Annotated in this window: 10 protein-coding genes and 1 pseudogene; 3 read left to right on the top strand and 8 right to left on the bottom strand. The window is 71.0% G+C overall.

Annotated features, from left to right (window positions below; translation table 11 throughout):
- A pseudogene (locus tag D7V97_RS25795) lies at window positions 1–739 on the bottom strand (O-antigen ligase domain-containing protein); the annotation flags it as partial.
- Between the two features lie 209 nt (window positions 740–948).
- Here D7V97_RS25795 and D7V97_RS25790 point away from each other — a divergent pair.
- From D7V97_RS25790 to D7V97_RS25780, 3 genes are all read left to right on the top strand, one after another.
- On the top strand, window positions 949–2,418 hold the full coding sequence (locus D7V97_RS25790) for an MDR family MFS transporter (protein ID WP_120613294.1): 1,470 nt from the start codon (window positions 949–951) through the stop codon (window positions 2,416–2,418).
- Window positions 2,419–2,501: 83 nt separating this feature from the next.
- The gene (locus D7V97_RS25785) at window positions 2,502–4,907 is read left to right on the top strand and encodes a phosphoketolase (RefSeq protein ID WP_255424837.1); all 2,406 of its coding nucleotides are present in this window, start codon (window positions 2,502–2,504) and stop codon (window positions 4,905–4,907) included.
- The gene (locus D7V97_RS25780; protein WP_120613292.1) at window positions 4,904–6,079 is read left to right on the top strand and encodes an acetate/propionate family kinase; all 1,176 of its coding nucleotides are present in this window, start codon (window positions 4,904–4,906) and stop codon (window positions 6,077–6,079) included. Before D7V97_RS25785 ends, D7V97_RS25780 begins: the two co-directional genes overlap by 4 nt.
- Window positions 6,080–6,108: 29 nt before the next feature.
- Here the strand turns inward: D7V97_RS25780 and D7V97_RS25775 are convergent, their stop codons facing one another.
- The 7 genes from D7V97_RS25775 to D7V97_RS25745 all read right to left on the bottom strand — a co-directional run bounded on the left by D7V97_RS25775 (window position 6,109) and on the right by D7V97_RS25745 (window position 15,521).
- Window positions 6,109–7,224, bottom strand: a complete 1,116-nt coding sequence (locus D7V97_RS25775; protein WP_120613291.1) for an LptF/LptG family permease — start codon at window positions 7,222–7,224, stop codon at window positions 6,109–6,111.
- Window positions 7,221–8,333 (bottom strand): LptF/LptG family permease, encoded by a 1,113-nt coding sequence (locus D7V97_RS25770; protein ID WP_120613290.1) that lies wholly within the window; start codon window positions 8,331–8,333, stop codon window positions 7,221–7,223. Before D7V97_RS25770 ends, D7V97_RS25775 begins: the two co-directional genes overlap by 4 nt.
- Window positions 8,330–9,589, bottom strand: coding sequence for a phosphoribosylamine--glycine ligase (purD, locus tag D7V97_RS25765; protein WP_120613289.1), 1,260 nt, complete (start codon window positions 9,587–9,589; stop codon window positions 8,330–8,332). The genes D7V97_RS25770 and purD overlap by 4 nt, the downstream gene beginning before the upstream one ends.
- A gap of 1 nt (window position 9,590) precedes the next feature.
- Window positions 9,591–12,791 (bottom strand): zinc-ribbon domain-containing protein, encoded by a 3,201-nt coding sequence (locus D7V97_RS25760; protein ID WP_120613288.1) that lies wholly within the window; start codon window positions 12,789–12,791, stop codon window positions 9,591–9,593.
- A 4-nt stretch (window positions 12,792–12,795) separates the two neighbouring features.
- Window positions 12,796–14,340, bottom strand: coding sequence for a bifunctional phosphoribosylaminoimidazolecarboxamide formyltransferase/IMP cyclohydrolase (gene purH / locus D7V97_RS25755; RefSeq protein ID WP_120613287.1), 1,545 nt, complete (start codon window positions 14,338–14,340; stop codon window positions 12,796–12,798).
- 107 nt (window positions 14,341–14,447) lie between these two features.
- Complete coding sequence (locus D7V97_RS25750; protein ID WP_120613286.1) at window positions 14,448–14,942, bottom strand: sigma factor-like helix-turn-helix DNA-binding protein; 495 nt, start codon at window positions 14,940–14,942, stop codon at window positions 14,448–14,450.
- Between the two features lie 54 nt (window positions 14,943–14,996).
- A complete protein-coding gene (locus D7V97_RS25745) occupies window positions 14,997–15,521 on the bottom strand; it encodes a MerR family transcriptional regulator (RefSeq protein WP_120613285.1) in 525 nt (174 codons plus the stop codon).
- Window positions 15,522–15,705 lie beyond the last annotated feature (184 nt).

Below are 15,705 nucleotides of genomic sequence, written 5' to 3'. Positions count from 1 at the left end.
GAGACAGCAACAACAGCAACAGCGCCAGCACGCACCCGCCCAGCGCCGCACCCAGCGCGGCCCTCGCGAACGCGCCGTAGATGGACAGCAACAACCCCAGCACCACCGCCCCCGCCAGCACCCGCTGCCGTGTCACGCGGGAGCGCCCTAGCACCGCCAGCGCCGGCCCCAGCACCGCGATGGCGCCGTGCGCGAACCGCAGCCGGTGGAAGAAGAACCCTCCCGCCGCGTATCTCGGGGACTCCTCCGTGCCGAAGTTCTCGTGCAGCCTCGACAGGTTCAGCTTCAGGAACGCGGGCGGCTCCCATGGCCACATCACGCGGTGCTGGAAGAAACCCAGGGCCGCCGCCAGCAACCAGCCTCCCGCGGTGATGCCTCCCAACAACGCCCACGGCACCCCCAGCGTCCCGATGCACGCCACCGCCGCCGCCGCCACCGTGTCCAACGCCTGCCCGTACCTCGCGCCCCTGGGCCACTTCGCCGCCGCTCCCGTCATCAGCGCCACCGCCGGGGACAGGAGCTGCCACAGGCACAGCGTGACGCTCGCCACCACGAAGGCCCGGACGTCCTTCTCCAGCCGCAGCCGCTTCGTCACCGCCAGCACCAGGGCCAGCGCCGTGGCCAGGATGGCACCCGCCTGGAGCACCGCCTCCGCCAGCACCAGCCCCACCGCGTAGAGCCCCAACACCGCGGTCACTGCTGTCAGCCAGCGCCCTCCCCCGACCGTCTTGGAATCCATGCTCATTCGTGTGCCCGGCCCTCGCGCGGCCCTTGGACCCTACCTCACCCCCCTCGTCCCTCCACCGCCGACCTTGCCCTCCTTCCGGACAGGCCCCGGAATCCAGGGCGGTCGCCCTCCTCCTGCGTCTTCACCGCGCTTGACGTTGGCGCCCTGGACGGGCACCCGTTAGTCAGGCCCCCTCTTCTCCAGGGTCCGAACCTGCCGCCATGCGCACCACCCACCGACCGTTCACCACCCTTGCTCTCGCGCTGAGCCTCTTCGTGGCCGCGCTGGAGATGACCGTCGTCTCCACCGCCATGCCCACGGTGGTCAGCGACCTGGGCGGCATCCAGAGCTACGCGTGGGTCTTCACCGCGTACATGCTGTCGTCCACCATCACCGTGCCCATCTTCGGGAAGCTCGCGGACCTCTACGGCCGCAAGCCCATCATCCTCTTCGGCAGCGCGCTGTTCCTCTCAAGCTCCGTCGCCTGTGGACTCTCCACGTCCATGGGCATGCTCATCGCCTTCCGCGTCCTCCAGGGGCTGGGCGCCGGGGCCATGCAGCCCATCGCCATCACCATCGTCGGCGACATCTTCACACTGGAGCAGCGCGCGAAGGTCCAGGGCGCGTTCAGCGCGGTGTGGGGCATCGCCGGCCTCGCGGGTCCGCTCACCGGTGGCCTCATCGTGAAGCACCTCACGTGGCACTGGGTCTTCTTCATCAACATCCCCATCGGCCTGGCCTCCATGGCGTTGCTCTCCGTGTTCTTCCACGAAGAGCTGAAGCGCAAGGCACGCGCCCGGCTCGACTTCGCGGGCGCGGGGCTCCTGAGCGCGGGCGTGGTGGCCCTGCTGTTCGGCGTGCAGGGGAGCGGCCGCACGCTCTTCGCCCTGCCCGTCGCCGCCGTGCTCCTCACCGCGTTCGTGTTCGTGGAGCTGCGCGCCCCCGAGCCCATCATCCCGATGAGCCTCTTCAAGATTCCCACCATCGCCATCTGTTCGCTGGCGGGGGCCCTCTTCTCCGCCGCCCAGTTCGGCGCCACCACCTACGTGCCACTGTACGTGCAGGGCGTGCTCGGCGGTTCGGCCACGATGGCGGGCGGGATGATCACGCCGATGATCGTCGGCTGGCCGCTGGCGAGCGTCATTGGCGGCAGGCTGATGCTGCGCATCGGCTTCCGGCCGCTCATCGTCGGCGGGCTGGGCCTCGCCACGGTCGGCACCGCGCTCATGGCGCTCATGCTCAAGCCCGGGGCGCCGCTGCTCGTCCCGCAGATCGCCATGGCGCTGTTCGGCGTGGGCCTGGGCTTCTCCGCCATGGCCACCATGGTCGCGGTCCAGACGAGCGTCGGCTGGGAGCTGCGCGGCGTGGCCACGGCCAGCAGCATGTTCTTCCGCACCATCGGCGGGTCGCTCGGCGTGGGCGCGATGGGCGGCGTGATGGTGACGCAGCTCATGAAGGACCCCAACGTCCCGGTCAGCGCGGCCACCGAGCTGCTCGGCCCCGAGCACGGACGCGGCCTGTCCCCCGCCGTCCTCGAAACGCTCGGCGGCGCGCTGAACCACGGCCTCAGCATCAACTTCTGGATCATGTGCTCGGCGATGGCCGCCGCGTTCGCCGTTGGACTGTTCTTCCCCAAGGTGAAGCAGTCCTCCACACCCGCGAGCACCGTGGACGTCCCCGCCGCCCACTGAGGCACCGGCGCCAGGTCCCATCGCTGTCGGAAACCCGACGCGTCTGACTTTTCCCGTCAGCGGCGTTGCACGGCGCTCAGCGGCTGGAGTCTGGTCCCCCCGACCATTCCACGCGGAGGAAGACACGGATGCCGGGACCGCTGAGTGAAGCCGAGCTGGAGAAGATCGACGCCTACTGGCGCGCGGCGAACTACCTCTCCGTGGGGCAGATCTACCTGAAGGACAACCCGCTCCTGGAGCGGCCCCTCATGGTGGAGGACATCAAGCCGCGCCTGCTCGGGCACTTCGGCACCACGCCCGGCCTCAACTTCATCTACGTGCACCTGAACCGCATCATCCGGCAGCACCGGGCCAACATGATGTATGTGATTGGTCCCGGTCACGGCGCTCCCGGCATCATCGCCAACACGTACCTCGAGGGCTCCTACACGGAGCTGTACCCCAACATCGAGCGCAACCGCGACGGCATGAAGCGCCTGTTCCGCCAGTTCTCCTGGCCCTACGGCGTCCCCAGCCACGACGCCCCGGAGGTCCCCGGATCCATCAGCGAGGGCGGCGAGCTGGGCTACTCGCTGCTCCACGCGTACGGCGCCGTCTTCGACAACCCGGACCTCATCGTCCCCTGCGTCGTCGGTGACGGCGAGGCGGAGACGGGCCCGCTCGCCGCGAGCTGGCACTCCAACAAGTTCATCAATCCCATCACCGACGGCGTCGTGCTGCCCATCCTGCACCTCAACGGGTACAAGATCGCCAACCCCACGGTGCTCGCGCGCATCGACCCGGACGAGCTGGAGGCCCTCTTCCGCGGCTACGGCTACACGCCCTACTTCCTGGAGGGCGATGATCCGAAGACGATGCACCAGCGGATGGCGGCGGTGCTCGACGAGCTCTACGCCGAAATCCTCCGCATCCAGCGCAACGCCCGGGAGAAACAGGACGCCACCCGCCCCCGCTGGCCCATGCTCGTGCTGCGCACCCCCAAGGGGTGGACCGGCCCGCACGAGGTGGATGGCAAGCAGGTGGAAGGCACCTGGCGCTCCCACCAGGTGCCCCTGGACGAGGTGCGCACCAACCCCGCGCACCTGAAGATCCTCGAAGCGTGGCTCCACAGCTACCGGCCCCGGGAGCTCTTCGACGCGAACGGCACGCTGCGCGAGGAATTGGAGGAGGTCGCGCCCAAGGGCAGGCTGCGCATGGGCGTCAACGCGCACTCCAATGGCGGTCAGCTCCTCGTGCCGCTCGTGCTGCCGGGCTTCCGCGACTACGCGGTGGACCCTGGCACTCCGGGGTCGAAGGAGGTCAGCGCCACGCGCGTGCTGGGCGGCTACCTGCGGGACGTGATGCGCCACAACCTGGGCACCCGCAACTTCCGCCTGTTCGCGCCCGACGAGAACGCCTCCAACCGGCTCCAGGACGTCTACGCGGTCAGCGGCAAGGCGTGGGACGCGCGGCAGGAGCCCACCGACGAGCACCTCTCCGCCGACGGCCGGGTGATGGAGGTCCTGAGCGAGCACCTCTGCCAGGGGTGGCTGGAGGGCTACCTGCTCACCGGACGCCACGGCCTCTTCTCCTGTTACGAGGCGTTCATCCACATCATCGATTCGATGTTCAACCAGCACGCCAAGTGGATCAAATCCGCGAAGGAGCTGCACTGGCGCAAGCCCATCGCGTCGCTGAACTACCTGCTCAGCTCGCACGTGTGGCGGCAGGACCACAACGGGTTCTCCCACCAGGACCCGGGCTTCATCGACCACGTGGCCAACAAGAAGGCCGACACGGTGCGCATCTACCTGCCGCCGGACGCGAACACGCTCCTGTCCGTGGCGGACCACTGCCTGCGCTCGCGTGACTACGTGAACCTCATCATCGCGGGCAAGCAGCAGTCGCCCGTGTGGCTGGACATGGAGAGCGCCGTCCGCCACTGCTCCACGGGCATCGGCATCTGGGACTGGGCCGGCAACGACGACGGCGAACCAGACGTGGTGATGGCCTGCGCGGGCGACGTGCCCACCCTGGAGACGCTGGCGGCGGTGACGGTGCTGCGCGCGTGGGCTCCGGAGTTGAAGGTGCGCGTCGTCAACGTGGTGGACGTGTTCACGCTGGCCCCGGTGAGCGTCCACCCGCATGGCCTGAACGACGAGGAATTCAACCGCATGTTCACCCGGGACAAGCCCGTGGTGTTCGCGTTCCACGGCTACCCGACGCTCGTGCACAAGCTCACCTACAACCGCGCCAACCACGACAACATCCACGTGCACGGGTTCAAGGAGGAGGGCACCACCACCACGCCCTTCGACATGACCGTGCTCAACGACATGGATCGCTTCACGCTGGCGCTGGCGGCCATCCGGCACGCTTCCGCCGCGCGCCACCGACTGGACGACGCGGAGCAGCGCTTCTCCGAGGTGCGCCAGCAGCACAAGCTCTACGTGTCGGAGCACGGCGAGGACATGCCCGAGGTGCGCGACTGGAAGTGGACCGCGCGATGAGCAACTCCGGCGCCGTGCTGGTGATCAACAGCGGCTCGTCGTCGCTGAAGTTCGGGCTCTACTCGGAGCACGCGGGCCAGGAGACCGTGCGGTTCAAGGGCAGCGCGAATCACATCGGCGCGGAGCAGGGCCGGCTCGTGCTGAAGGACGGTGAAGGCAGGCAGGTGCGCGCGGTGGAGGTGCGGCATCCGTCGCAGGAGGACGCCTTTCGCGAGGCCGTGCAGCACCTGGAGGAAGTGGGCGGGGAGCCGCCCCGGGCCATCGGACACCGCGTGGTGCACGGTGGTCCCCGGCTGCGGCAGCACCAGGCCCTGACGCCAGAGGTGTTGAAGGCGTTGGAGGACGCGACGCACTTCGCGCCGCTGCACATCCCCTCGGCGCTCACGCTCATCCGGGCGGCGGCGCGGCGCTTCCCTGGGGTGCCTCAGTTCGCCTGCTTCGACACGGCGTTCCACGCCACGCTGCCTGCTGTCGCTTCGACGTTGCCCCTGCCCCTTTCGGTGCGTGAGCAGGGCGTGCAGCGGTATGGCTTCCATGGCCTGTCGTATGAGTCCATTGTCGCGAGGATTGAGCCTGCCGTACCCGCGCGCACGGTGGTGGCGCACCTGGGCAGCGGCGCGAGCCTCGTGGCGCTCGACCATGGCCGCTCCGTCGATACGTCGATGGGCTTCACGCCCACGGGTGGCATTCCCATGGGGACCCGCACGGGCGACCTGGACCCGGGCGTGCTGCTGTACCTCATGCGGGTGGGCGGGATGGACGCGGCGGCGCTCGAAGCGATGGTGAACCACGACGCCGGGCTTCGGGGACTGTCGGAGGGCACCAGCGACATGCAGGCCCTCACACGCGATGCGGCGGCGGGCCATGCACCGGCGGCGCTGGCGGTGGACGTCTTCACGCGCGGAATCGCCAAGACGGTGGGCGCGTACGCGGCGGTGCTCGGGGGACTGGACCTGCTCGTGTTCACGGGCGGCATCGGTGAGAACAGCGTGACGGTGCGCCAGCGGGTGTGTTCGACGCTCGGCCACCTGGGCATCACGCTCGATCCGCGCCGGAATGACTCGGGCGCGGAGGTCATCTCAGCGGAAGGGGCTGCGTGCCTCGTGCGGGTGCTGCCCAGTGACGAGGAGGGACAGCTCGCCCGGCATACGCGCCGACTGCTGCGCGGCTGAGGGGCTCCTCCGCACCTGGGACCGCCCTTCTACTTCGCCGCGCTTCGCTTGCGCGGCAGGTAGAGCAGGCCTTCGCGGCGCAGCCACAGGGCCGCGGCCACCAGGGTCAGCAGCGTCGTGGGCATCCACGCCGCCACCGCGGGCGCCAGGCGTTCGGTGAGCACCAGCGTGCGCGACACCACCATCAGGCCCCACATCGCCACGGCGATGAGCAGGCCCTCCACCACGGCCGCCGTCAGGTGTCCTCGCCGGTTCGTGCGCAGCGCGAGCCCCACCGCGAGCAGCGCCGCGGGCAGCCCCGCCAGCGGGTACGCGAACCGGTTGTGCCACGCGAGCTGGAAGGCCCGTGTCGCAAGCCCCACCTCCGCGCGCGCTCCAATCTGCTCTCGCAGCTCGCCCAGGCGCATCTGCTCCGGCCGACCCGGGCGGATGCGGAACGTCGTCGCTCCCACGCCCAGCTCGTACTCGGCGCTCGGCTGCTGCCGCACCGTCGTGCGTCCGTCCTCCGTGAAGGTGCGCTCCACCACGTCCGTCAGCTCCCAGCGCGTGTCCTGGAGCGAGCGCATCCGCACCGCGTCCACGCGACGGCGCAGCTTGAACTCCGGCGTCAGCGTGAAGATGGAGACGTTCTCGAAGCCCTCCTGCGGGTTGCCACCTCGCAGGAAGAAGATGGTGTCGCCCCGGCGGAACCACTGCTTCGGCGTGTAATACAGGCGCCAGTCGCCCCACCGGTTGAAGCGCTGCGTGGTGATCTCATCCACGCGCCGGCCCGCCCTCGCGGCCACCGTCTCGTCGAACAGCACCAGGCCCACGCACGCCACCAGCGCGCACAGGCCCACCGGCAGGTAGAGCGCCGCCGGCCCGAAGGTGAGCGCCCTGAGCGCCGTCACCTCGCCCTTCTTGCGCAGCGCCGACACCGTGGTGCCCGCCGCCAGCAGCAGCGCCGCCGGCCCCAACTGCTGCACCGTCACCAGCGCCTTGTAGCCGTAGAGCTTGAGCACGTCCCACACCCAGCCCTCGCCCCCGTAGGCCTTCGCACGGTCCACGAAGTCCACCACCAGGAACACCGCCACCACGCCCGCGAGGATGCCCAGCGTGTAGCGCACGTAGGCGCGCACCACGTAGCTGAACAGCGTGCCCCTCATCGCACCGTTCCCGAGCGCGTCACCCGGTACAGCGCCACCGCGCCCACCACCATGAACAGCACGTTGGCGAGCTGCCCCGCGACGAGCACGGGCATCTGGCCCTTCTGCCCCATCTGCTCGAACGCGCGGCTCAGCAGGTAGTAGAGGACGTAGCCGCCCAGCGTGAGGAGGTAGCCCCACGCCCGGCCCGCCTGCCTGCGGCCGATGGCCAGCGGCGTGCCCAGGAGCGCGAACGCCACCGGCGCCACCGCGTTGCCCAGCCGGCTGTGCAGCGCCATCAGGAACGGCCGCGGATCATCCTGGCGCTCCTCCGCGTCCTTCGCCGCCGCCAGCAGCTCCACCGGCGTCAGCTCCTCCTTGGGCGAGCGGAAGCGGTTGCGCCGCGACAGCGACCCGCCCAGCCCCACGTTGATCTCCGCCTTCTCGAAGGCGACGACGCTGGCGTCCACGGCGGAGCGGTTGGCGCGGTGCACCTCGCCCTGCATCAGCTCGATGGTCAGCGCCTCGCCCCGCGCCGACGTGCCCACCCGGCCCTTGTGCGCCAGCACCAACAGCGGAGAGCTGGGGTCGCGGTCGTCGTGCAAGAGCACGTTCGTCCACCCTCCCCCGTTGGGCGCCACCTTCTGCGCGTACAGCGTCAGGTCGCTCAGGTCCTCGTAGAAGACGCCGGACTTCACGTCGCCCGCCACGTTCTTCTGGATGACCTCGCCCACCAGCTCCTTCACGCCCGTGAGGCCCCAGGGCTCCACCGTGGACGTGAGCAGCACCATGAACGCGCTCAGCGCCAGCCCCACGCCCAGCGGCGCCGCCAGGAGCTGGAGCGGGCTGATGCCCAGGGCCTGGAGCGACGTCAGCTCCCGGTCCTCGCCCAGCCGTCCCAGGCCCAGCAGGATGGCCAGCAGGAACGCGATGGGCAGCGCCATCACCAGGAAGTGCGGCGCGAGGTACGCGATGAGCCGGCTCAGGTCCCCGAGCGTGACCGCCGACCCCAGCAGCACGTCCGTGCCGCGCAGGAACTGCATCACGAACAGCAGCAGGAACATGAACGCCACCCACACGAAGAGGGGGACGAGCAGCTCCCTGAGCAGGTAGCGCGCCAGCAGCTTCACGGCCGCGCCCGAAGCCCCCGCGCGCCGATGTCCCGGCGGAAGTGCTTGCCTTCGAAGCGCACCAGGTCCGCCGATGCCAGCGCCCGCTCGCGCGCCTTCGCCAGGTCATCCGCCCGCGCGCATACCGTCAGCACGCGGCCGCCCGCTGTCACCAGCGCGCCGTCCTGCTTCGCCACGCCCGCCAGGAACACCGGGGCGTTGAACGGCACCGCCTCCAGGCCCTCGATGCGCTGGCCCTTCTTCGGCGCCTCCGGGTAGCCCTCCGCCGCCAGCACCACGCCCACCGATGCGCCGGGGTGCTGCGCCAGCGTCCGGGGCTCCAGCGTGCCCTTCGCGCACGCGTCCAGGAGCGGCAGCACGTCCTCATCCAACTGCATCATCAGGACCTGCGCCTCCGGGTCCCCGAAGCGCGCGTTGAACTCCAGCACCTTCGGACCGGATGCCGTGAGCATCAGCCCCGCGTACAGCACCCCGCGCAGCGGCGTGCCGCGCTTGCGCAGCACGGCCAGCGTCGGCGCGATGACCTGCTCGCCCACGCGCGTGAGCTGTTCGTCGGTGAGGAACGGCGCCGGGCAGTACGCGCCCATGCCGCCGGTGTTGGGGCCGGTGTCGCCCTCGCCCACGCGCTTGTGGTCCTGCGACAGCGGCAAGAGCACGTAGCGCTCGCCGTCACAGAGGGCCATCAGCGAGACCTCCTCGCCCTCCAGCAGCTCCTCCAGCACCATCCGCTGGCCGGCCTGGCCGAGCGCCGCCACGGCTCGCACCGCGTCGCGTGCGGACGCAGCATCCGGCGCGACGATGACGCCCTTGCCCGCGGCCAGCCCGTCCGCCTTCACCACGATGCGGCCCTGCTGGACGGCGTACGCCTCCGCCTCCGCCGCATCGGTGAAGACGCGGAAGGCCGCGGTGGGCACGCCCGCCTCCGCCATGATCTCCTTGGCGAAGGCCTTGGAGCCCTCGATGCGCGCGGCCGCGGCCACGGGGCCGAAGCACGGGATGTCCACCTGCGCCAGCGCGTCCGCGACGCCCGCGACGAGCGGCGCCTCCGGCCCCACCACCACCAGGTCCACGCCCTCGCGGCGCGCCAGCGACACCACCGCCTCCGGCGAGTCCGCCTGCAGCGGCACGTTGGTGCCCCACCGCGCCGTGCCCGGATTGCCCGGTCCGCAGATCAGCCGGGACAGGCGGGGACTCTGCGCCAGCTTCCATGCGAGCGCGTGCTCGCGGCCGCCCGACCCCAGCAACAGGACCTTCACGTCAACCTCGCTCGTCCAGCTTGAACAGCAGCTTCTTGGCGGGGAAGCAGGAGGAGTCCAGCCCCACCACCTTCTCCAGCATCTCGCGCGCGACTTCCGGTCGCGCGGCGAGCTCCAGCTCCGCCAGCTTCGTCTGCGCGGACAGCATCTTCGGCGCCACTTCCAGCACGGAGCGCACCGCGCGCTTCGCACGCTCCACGTCTCCGGCCGCCGCCAGCGCGAGCCCCAGCGACAGGCGCGCCACCGGCAGGCTGCGCTCGAGGGCCATGGCCTTCTCCGCGAGATCCAGCGCCTGCGCCGGCTTCGCGTCCAGCGCGATGAGCGAGCGGTAGGCCTGCGCGGCGCCGTTGTTCGTGCCCGTCTCCACCACCTGGCGCAGCAGGCGTTCCGCGCCCTGCCGGTCCCCCTGGTGGAAGCGCACGAGGCCCTCGTACAGCAGGGGCTGCACGTCGTCCGGACGTCCGCCCAGGTCCTGCACCACGTTCTCCACGCCGGCCAGCGTGTCGCCGGGCCGCAGCCAGAAGCGCGTCAGCGCGGGACGGGGGACCGGGTGCAGCGGGTCGAAGATGCGCGCCTCCAACACGGGGTAGAACAGGCGGAAGGACTCCTCGCGCTTCTTCGCGGTGGCCGCCGCCACGCCCGCGAGCAGCTGCGCGTCCAGGCGGCGCGGGTCGGCCTTCACCGCGGCGAGGAAGCGCTCCTGCGCTCCCGCCGGGTTCTGCTCCAGGAGCAGCACCCGGCCCTCCAGCACCTGCTCCAGCGCGGGGTCCTCCAGCCGTCCCTGGAAGCCCTTCAGGTGCTCGCGCGCCCTGGGCACGTCCTTGCCCGCGAGCGCCACCAGGAACAGCTGCAGGTGGGCCTCCGGCAGCGCCGGCACGACCTTCAGGGCCTCGTCCGCGGCCTTCACGGCGTTGTCGGCGTTGCCCGCGGTGCGCTCCGCCGCGGCCAGGTGGACCCAGATCTCCGACGCGTCCCGCGGGCCATAGCGGGACACGCCCTTCGCCAGGGCGCGCAGCTCGCGCACCGCATCGCGCGCATTGCCTTCCGCCTGGTAGCGCAGGACGGCCAGCGCGAGCGTGCTGCGCATGTCGCCCGACTTGCCCTTCGCCTTCGCGCGGTCCTCGTACAGCTTGCGCGCGCGGTCCGTCTCGCCAACCTCCACGTAGATGCGGGCGGACGCCTCCAGGCTGTCCCAGTCCTGCGGATCCAGCTCCAGCCGGCGGCCCAGCAGCTTGAGCGCGAGCCCGTACTGGCCGGCCTCCTCGTGGGCGAGCGCGCTGTAGTAGTCCACGCGCTTGAGCTTGGGCGCGAGCCTGCGGGCTTCGTCAAAGTCCTTGTTCGCGAGCTCGCGCGACGTGGCCACCTTGGCGCGGCCCAGCACCAGGTAGGCCTCCGCCTTCTGCGCGTCGGTGGCGTCCGGGTGCCTCCGGGCCGCGTCCGCCAACTGGCTCGCCTCTTCCAGGTGACTGGACTGATGCGCGCGCGACAGCAGCAGGTTCGCGTGCGCGACGAGCAACCCGGGCAGCTTGCCGGCGGTGGACTCGGCGGCCTGGATGAGCTCGCGCGCCTCCTGGAAGGAGTTGTCGTCCATGCCGGGACCGCGCCCGAGCGCCAGTGCCTGTACGTAGCCTGTGATGGCGTCGGTGCTGCGCGGGTCCAGGAGCAACGCCTGCTGGAAGGACTCCTCGGCCTCCGCGTACGCGACGCGCTGGTCCTTGGCGAGCTGCTGCTGCCCTTCCGCGAGGTGCTCCGCGCTGGTGCCGCTCAGCTCCAGGAATTGGAGCTTCCACCTGCCCACCGCCGCCAGCACCTCCGGCGACACGGGCGCGGGCCCCTGCGCACGGGAGGCCTTGAGCGCCGCCTCCTGCCGGGGCTTGTAGACGAGGAAGTAGCCCGCCGCGCCGCCCCCGAGGAGCACCAGCACGAGCAGGCCCACGGCCAGCGACCGGAAGCCGCCGCCCGAGCCTTCGCGATGGGCGCTGCGGACCGGCGCGGCCGTCAGGTGCGAGGTGCGCGCGGGCTTCACCGAGCTGATGCGCGAGTCCGGCGACAGCGCGGTGGCGCCCGCGAGCCGGGGCTCGTTGCCCGACGCCTGCGCGCCTCCCAAGAGGTCCAGGTCTCCTCCGGACGACGCGGCGGAGGGGTCCAGGTTGCTGAGCATCGGCAGCTCGACGTCCCCCGACCCCGCTCTGCCCGCTCCGGAAGAGGACGGGGCAGGAGCCTGGGGCTCTGGCTCCACCACCACCGAGGCGTCGCGGGGGTCCCCAACGTTCCGGTGCCGGCAGTCGTCACAGACGCCCAGCGCCTGGTCGAACGGGTCCGTCAGGGCCTTGCCGCACGAGCGGCAGTTCGCGTGCGTCTCGGCCTGCGCGGGCGCAGCGGCCTGCTGCGCCGGGGCGCGCGCGGACATGCGGCCCAGCGACACGCCACCGGAAGCCGTCGCGGAAGGAGGACGCGAGGACGCCTGCGCCGGGGGGGAGGCCCCATCCGCGCCCAGGCCACTGGGAGGCGGCCCCAGGAAGTCGAGCAGCGGATCCGCCGCGGGCTCGGGCGCGGAGGGCTTCGGAGCCGCGGGCTTCGCGACCGGTTCGGCGCGCGCGGGCGCGGCGGCGCGAGGCTCGGGAGGGCCCAGATCCGCGAAGGGATCCACGCTCCCCGGTGGCCCCAGCTCCGGCATGGAACCGAAGTCCCCGAAGGGGTCCGATGCCGGGGCCGCCTTCGCCGGGCTCCGAGCCGCGGGGGCGGCGGGAGCACTCCGGGGCGCGGACGCGGCGGCCGGATTGCTCCTCGGCTCTCGCGCGAGCGGCTGCGCGGGGGCGGCAGGATTGCTCCTCGGCTCCCGCGCGAGCGGCTGCGCGGCGGCGGCCGGATTGCTCCTCGGCTCCCTTGCGAGCGGCTGTGCAGGGGCGGCCGGATTGCTTCTCGGCTCCCGCGCGAGCGGCTGTGCAGCGGCGGCCGGGTTGCTCTTCGGCTCTCGTGCGAGGGGCTGCGCGGGGGCGGCCGGGTTGCTCTTCGGCTCGGGACCCGGCACGGGCGGAGCGGCACCCTCGCCAGGGGTGGCCGTCACGGACGCGGCGGACGCCTCCCGCTTCACGAGCTGGAGGTGACGGCAGCGGGGACACTGCGCGCGGACGCCCTTGGCCGAGATCAACCGATCGTCGATCGCGTAGGCCGCCGCGCATTTCTGACAGACGATGCGCATGAAGTTAGTGCCGGAAGTGTCGCACTCCCGTCACCACCATGGCCATCCCATGTTCGTCGGCGGCGGCGATCACCTCCGGGTCCCGGACGGAACCGCCCGGCTGGATGACCGCCGTGGCCCCTGCCCGGGCCGCCTCGTCCAGCCCGTCCCGGAAGGGGAAGAAGGCATCCGAGGCCACCGCGCTGCCCTTCAGGGCCTCGCCGCCACGCGTCATCGCGATGCGCACCGAGTCCACCCGGTTCGTCTGGCCGCCGCCCTGGGCGAGCAGCTGGTGCCCGGCCGCGAACACGATGGCGTTGCTCTTGACGTGCTTGCACACCTTCCAGGCGAAGCGCAGCGCCCGCTCCTCCTCCGGCGTGGGCGCGCGCTTGGAGACGACCTTCCACTCCAGCGGCGGCTCCACCGCGTCGCGGTCCATCAGCAGCATGCCTCCCGACACGCTCCGCGCATCCACCTGGGGACGCGGCCGCGCCGTGGGGGACGCCAGCTCCGGGCCCGCCTCCAGGAGGCGCAGGTTCTTCTTGCCCGCGAGCACCTGGAGCGCCGCGGCCGAGTAAGACGGCGCGATGACCGCCTCCAGGAACGTCTCCGCCATGGCCTTCGCCACGGCCTCGTCCACCTCGCGGTTGAAGGCGACGATGCCTCCGAAGGCGGACACCTCATCCACCGCCCGGGCGGTGCGGTAGGCCCGCTCCAGCACGTCGTCCACCGCCACGCCGCACGGGGTGTTGTGCTTGATGACCACCGCGCAGGGCTTCTCCGGGAACTCCAGGACGAGCCCCAGGGCCGCGTCCAGGTCCAGGATGTTGTTGTACGAGAGCTCCTTGCCCTGGAGCACCTTCGCGAACGCCACCGACGGCTCCTTCGGCGTCTGGTACTCGCGGTAGAAGGCGCCGCGCTGGTGCGGGTTCTCCCCGTAGCGCAGCCCCTGCACCTTCTGGAACGCGAGCGACAGCTCCTGGGGGAAAGGCTCCTGCGCCTCGCCCGACAGCCACCCGGAGATGGAGGCGTCGTAGGCGGCCGTGTGCGCGAACGCCTTGCGCATCAGCCGGCGCCGCGTCTCCTCCCCCACCGCCTTGTGGCCTTCAATCTCCGCGAGCACCGCCGGGTAGTCGTCCGGGTCCACCACCACGGCCACGTGCTTGAAGTTCTTCGCCGACGCGCGGACCATCGCCGGCCCGCCGATGTCGATGTTCTCGATGACGTCGTCCTCGCCCGCGCCCGACGCCACCGTCTTGCGGAACGGGTAGAGGTTCACGACCACCAGCGAGATGGGCTCGATGCGGTTCGCCGCCATCTCCGCCCGGTCACTCTCCATGTCGGGCCGGCCGAGGATGCCGCCGTGGATGCGGGGGTGGAGCGTCTTCACGCGGCCGCCGAGGATCTCAGGGCTCTGCGTGTGCTCGGACACCTGGGTGGCGGGGATGCTGGCGGCCTTGAGGGCCTCCAGGGTGCCGCCGGTGGAGAGCAGTCGGTAGCCCAGCCGGACCAGGCCTTGGGCGAAGGGAACCAGACCGCGCTTGTCGGAAACGCTCAGGAGAGCCAGCACGTGTGCGCCTCGGGGTGCGGGTGGGGTGGCGCGGGTCCTAGCAACCACCCCCTGGGGTGTCAACGCAACACGTCACCCCAGCGGCGACACGACACACGGGCCCGACCTCAGGGCTTGCGAGCGGACACGGGCGGCTCTTCGTCGACGGCTTCACGCAGCTTCATCAGGCCGCGCGTCTCCACCTGACGGATGCGCTCGCGGGTGAGGTTCATGATCTCCCCCACCTCTTCGAGCGTGATGCCACCCTTCTCCGCCACGTCCAGGGCGCAGGTGTGCTCCAGCTCGGTGATTTCCTTGTCCGGGAAGTTCAGCTTGATGGAGCCCGTCTCCGGGTTCACGTCCAGGTACAGGTTGTGCTTGCAGGACACGAACAGACACGGACGGGGCCCGTTGATGCAGTCGGCGCGCGTGCGGGGCCGCTGCTCGTCCACGAGCTTGAGCGTCTCCGCCTCTTCCGGGTCCAGCTGACCGGCGAGCCTGCGACGGCGCAGGTCGCGGGCCATCTCCTTGCGAGACATGGTCTTGGAGCGCCGGCGTTCCGCGGGCAGCTCCTCCTCGACCCCTCCCCCCTCGCCCTCCTGCAGCTGCTTCACTTCCGACATGATTCCTCCAGATGTGTGGAGTCTATCCGGTTCAACAGGACCCTGGGGGGCATCCTATTGCGGCCGGAGCATTTCGTCTTCGCGCGCCGTGACGGCGCTGCCCAACCGGGCGACATCCCGGACCAGATCCTGCGCCCGTTGCCTCAGCGTTGCCAACTGGGCTTCGAGTGACTTCCTGCGTTCTCCTCCCAGCGGCCGCCCTCCCAGCTCCTCCTGGAACCCGTCCAGCACCTCGGACAGGTCCCGTTGGAGCTGGTCGATGTGGTTGCGGTGGAACACGAAGGAGCGGCGGATGTCCTCCAGGGTGTGTCCTTCGGCCATCATCTTCTTGATGACGTTGATGCGCCGCACCGCTTCCACCGGGTAGAGGCCCAGGCTGCCCTGGTGCTTGCCCTTGCGGCCCACGCGACGGCTGCGCGGCAGGAGCCCCGCCTGGACGTACTTCCGGAACGTCGCCTCCGAGAGCCTCACGCCCCGCGGCCGGAAGATCTCCAGGATCGCGTTCGCGGGCAGTCCCCCCGCGTTCTCACGCTCGATGCGCTCGAGTTCCTCGGGCGCCAGCAGGTCCATGGAGTCCATTGAATATAGGCTACTGAGTGGAGTGCATAGGTGCCAGATTCACGCGGCATCCGTCAAGGAGGACGAGCAGGCGGGCGTGCGGACGTCACCCGTTCAACGCTCGAAGGGCTCGGCGCCAGGGACGAACACGCGGACGGTGGGTGGGGCGGTGGGGACGACGGCCGGTCGCCTCGACCCCCGCCAG

Origin of the sequence: Corallococcus sp. CA053C (assembly GCF_003611675.1) — a bacterium.
Taxonomy (GTDB): Bacteria; Myxococcota; Myxococcia; order Myxococcales; family Myxococcaceae; genus Corallococcus.
This window is presented reverse-complemented; position numbering and strand designations above follow the sequence as displayed.

Coding starts and splice junctions, on each gene's coding strand:
- D7V97_RS25790 (WP_120613294.1), top strand. CDS start 949: ATGCGCACCACCCACCGACCGTTCACCACCCTTGCTCTCGCGCTGAGC.
- D7V97_RS25780 (WP_120613292.1), top strand. CDS start 4,904: ATGAGCAACTCCGGCGCCGTGCTGGTGATCAACAGCGGCTCGTCGTCG.
- D7V97_RS25775 (WP_120613291.1), bottom strand. CDS start 7,224: ATGAGGGGCACGCTGTTCAGCTACGTGGTGCGCGCCTACGTGCGCTAC.
- D7V97_RS25760 (WP_120613288.1), bottom strand. CDS start 12,791: ATGCGCATCGTCTGTCAGAAATGCGCGGCGGCCTACGCGATCGACGAT.
- D7V97_RS25750 (WP_120613286.1), bottom strand. CDS start 14,942: ATGTCGGAAGTGAAGCAGCTGCAGGAGGGCGAGGGGGGAGGGGTCGAG.
- D7V97_RS25745 (WP_120613285.1), bottom strand. CDS start 15,521: ATGGACTCCATGGACCTGCTGGCGCCCGAGGAACTCGAGCGCATCGAG.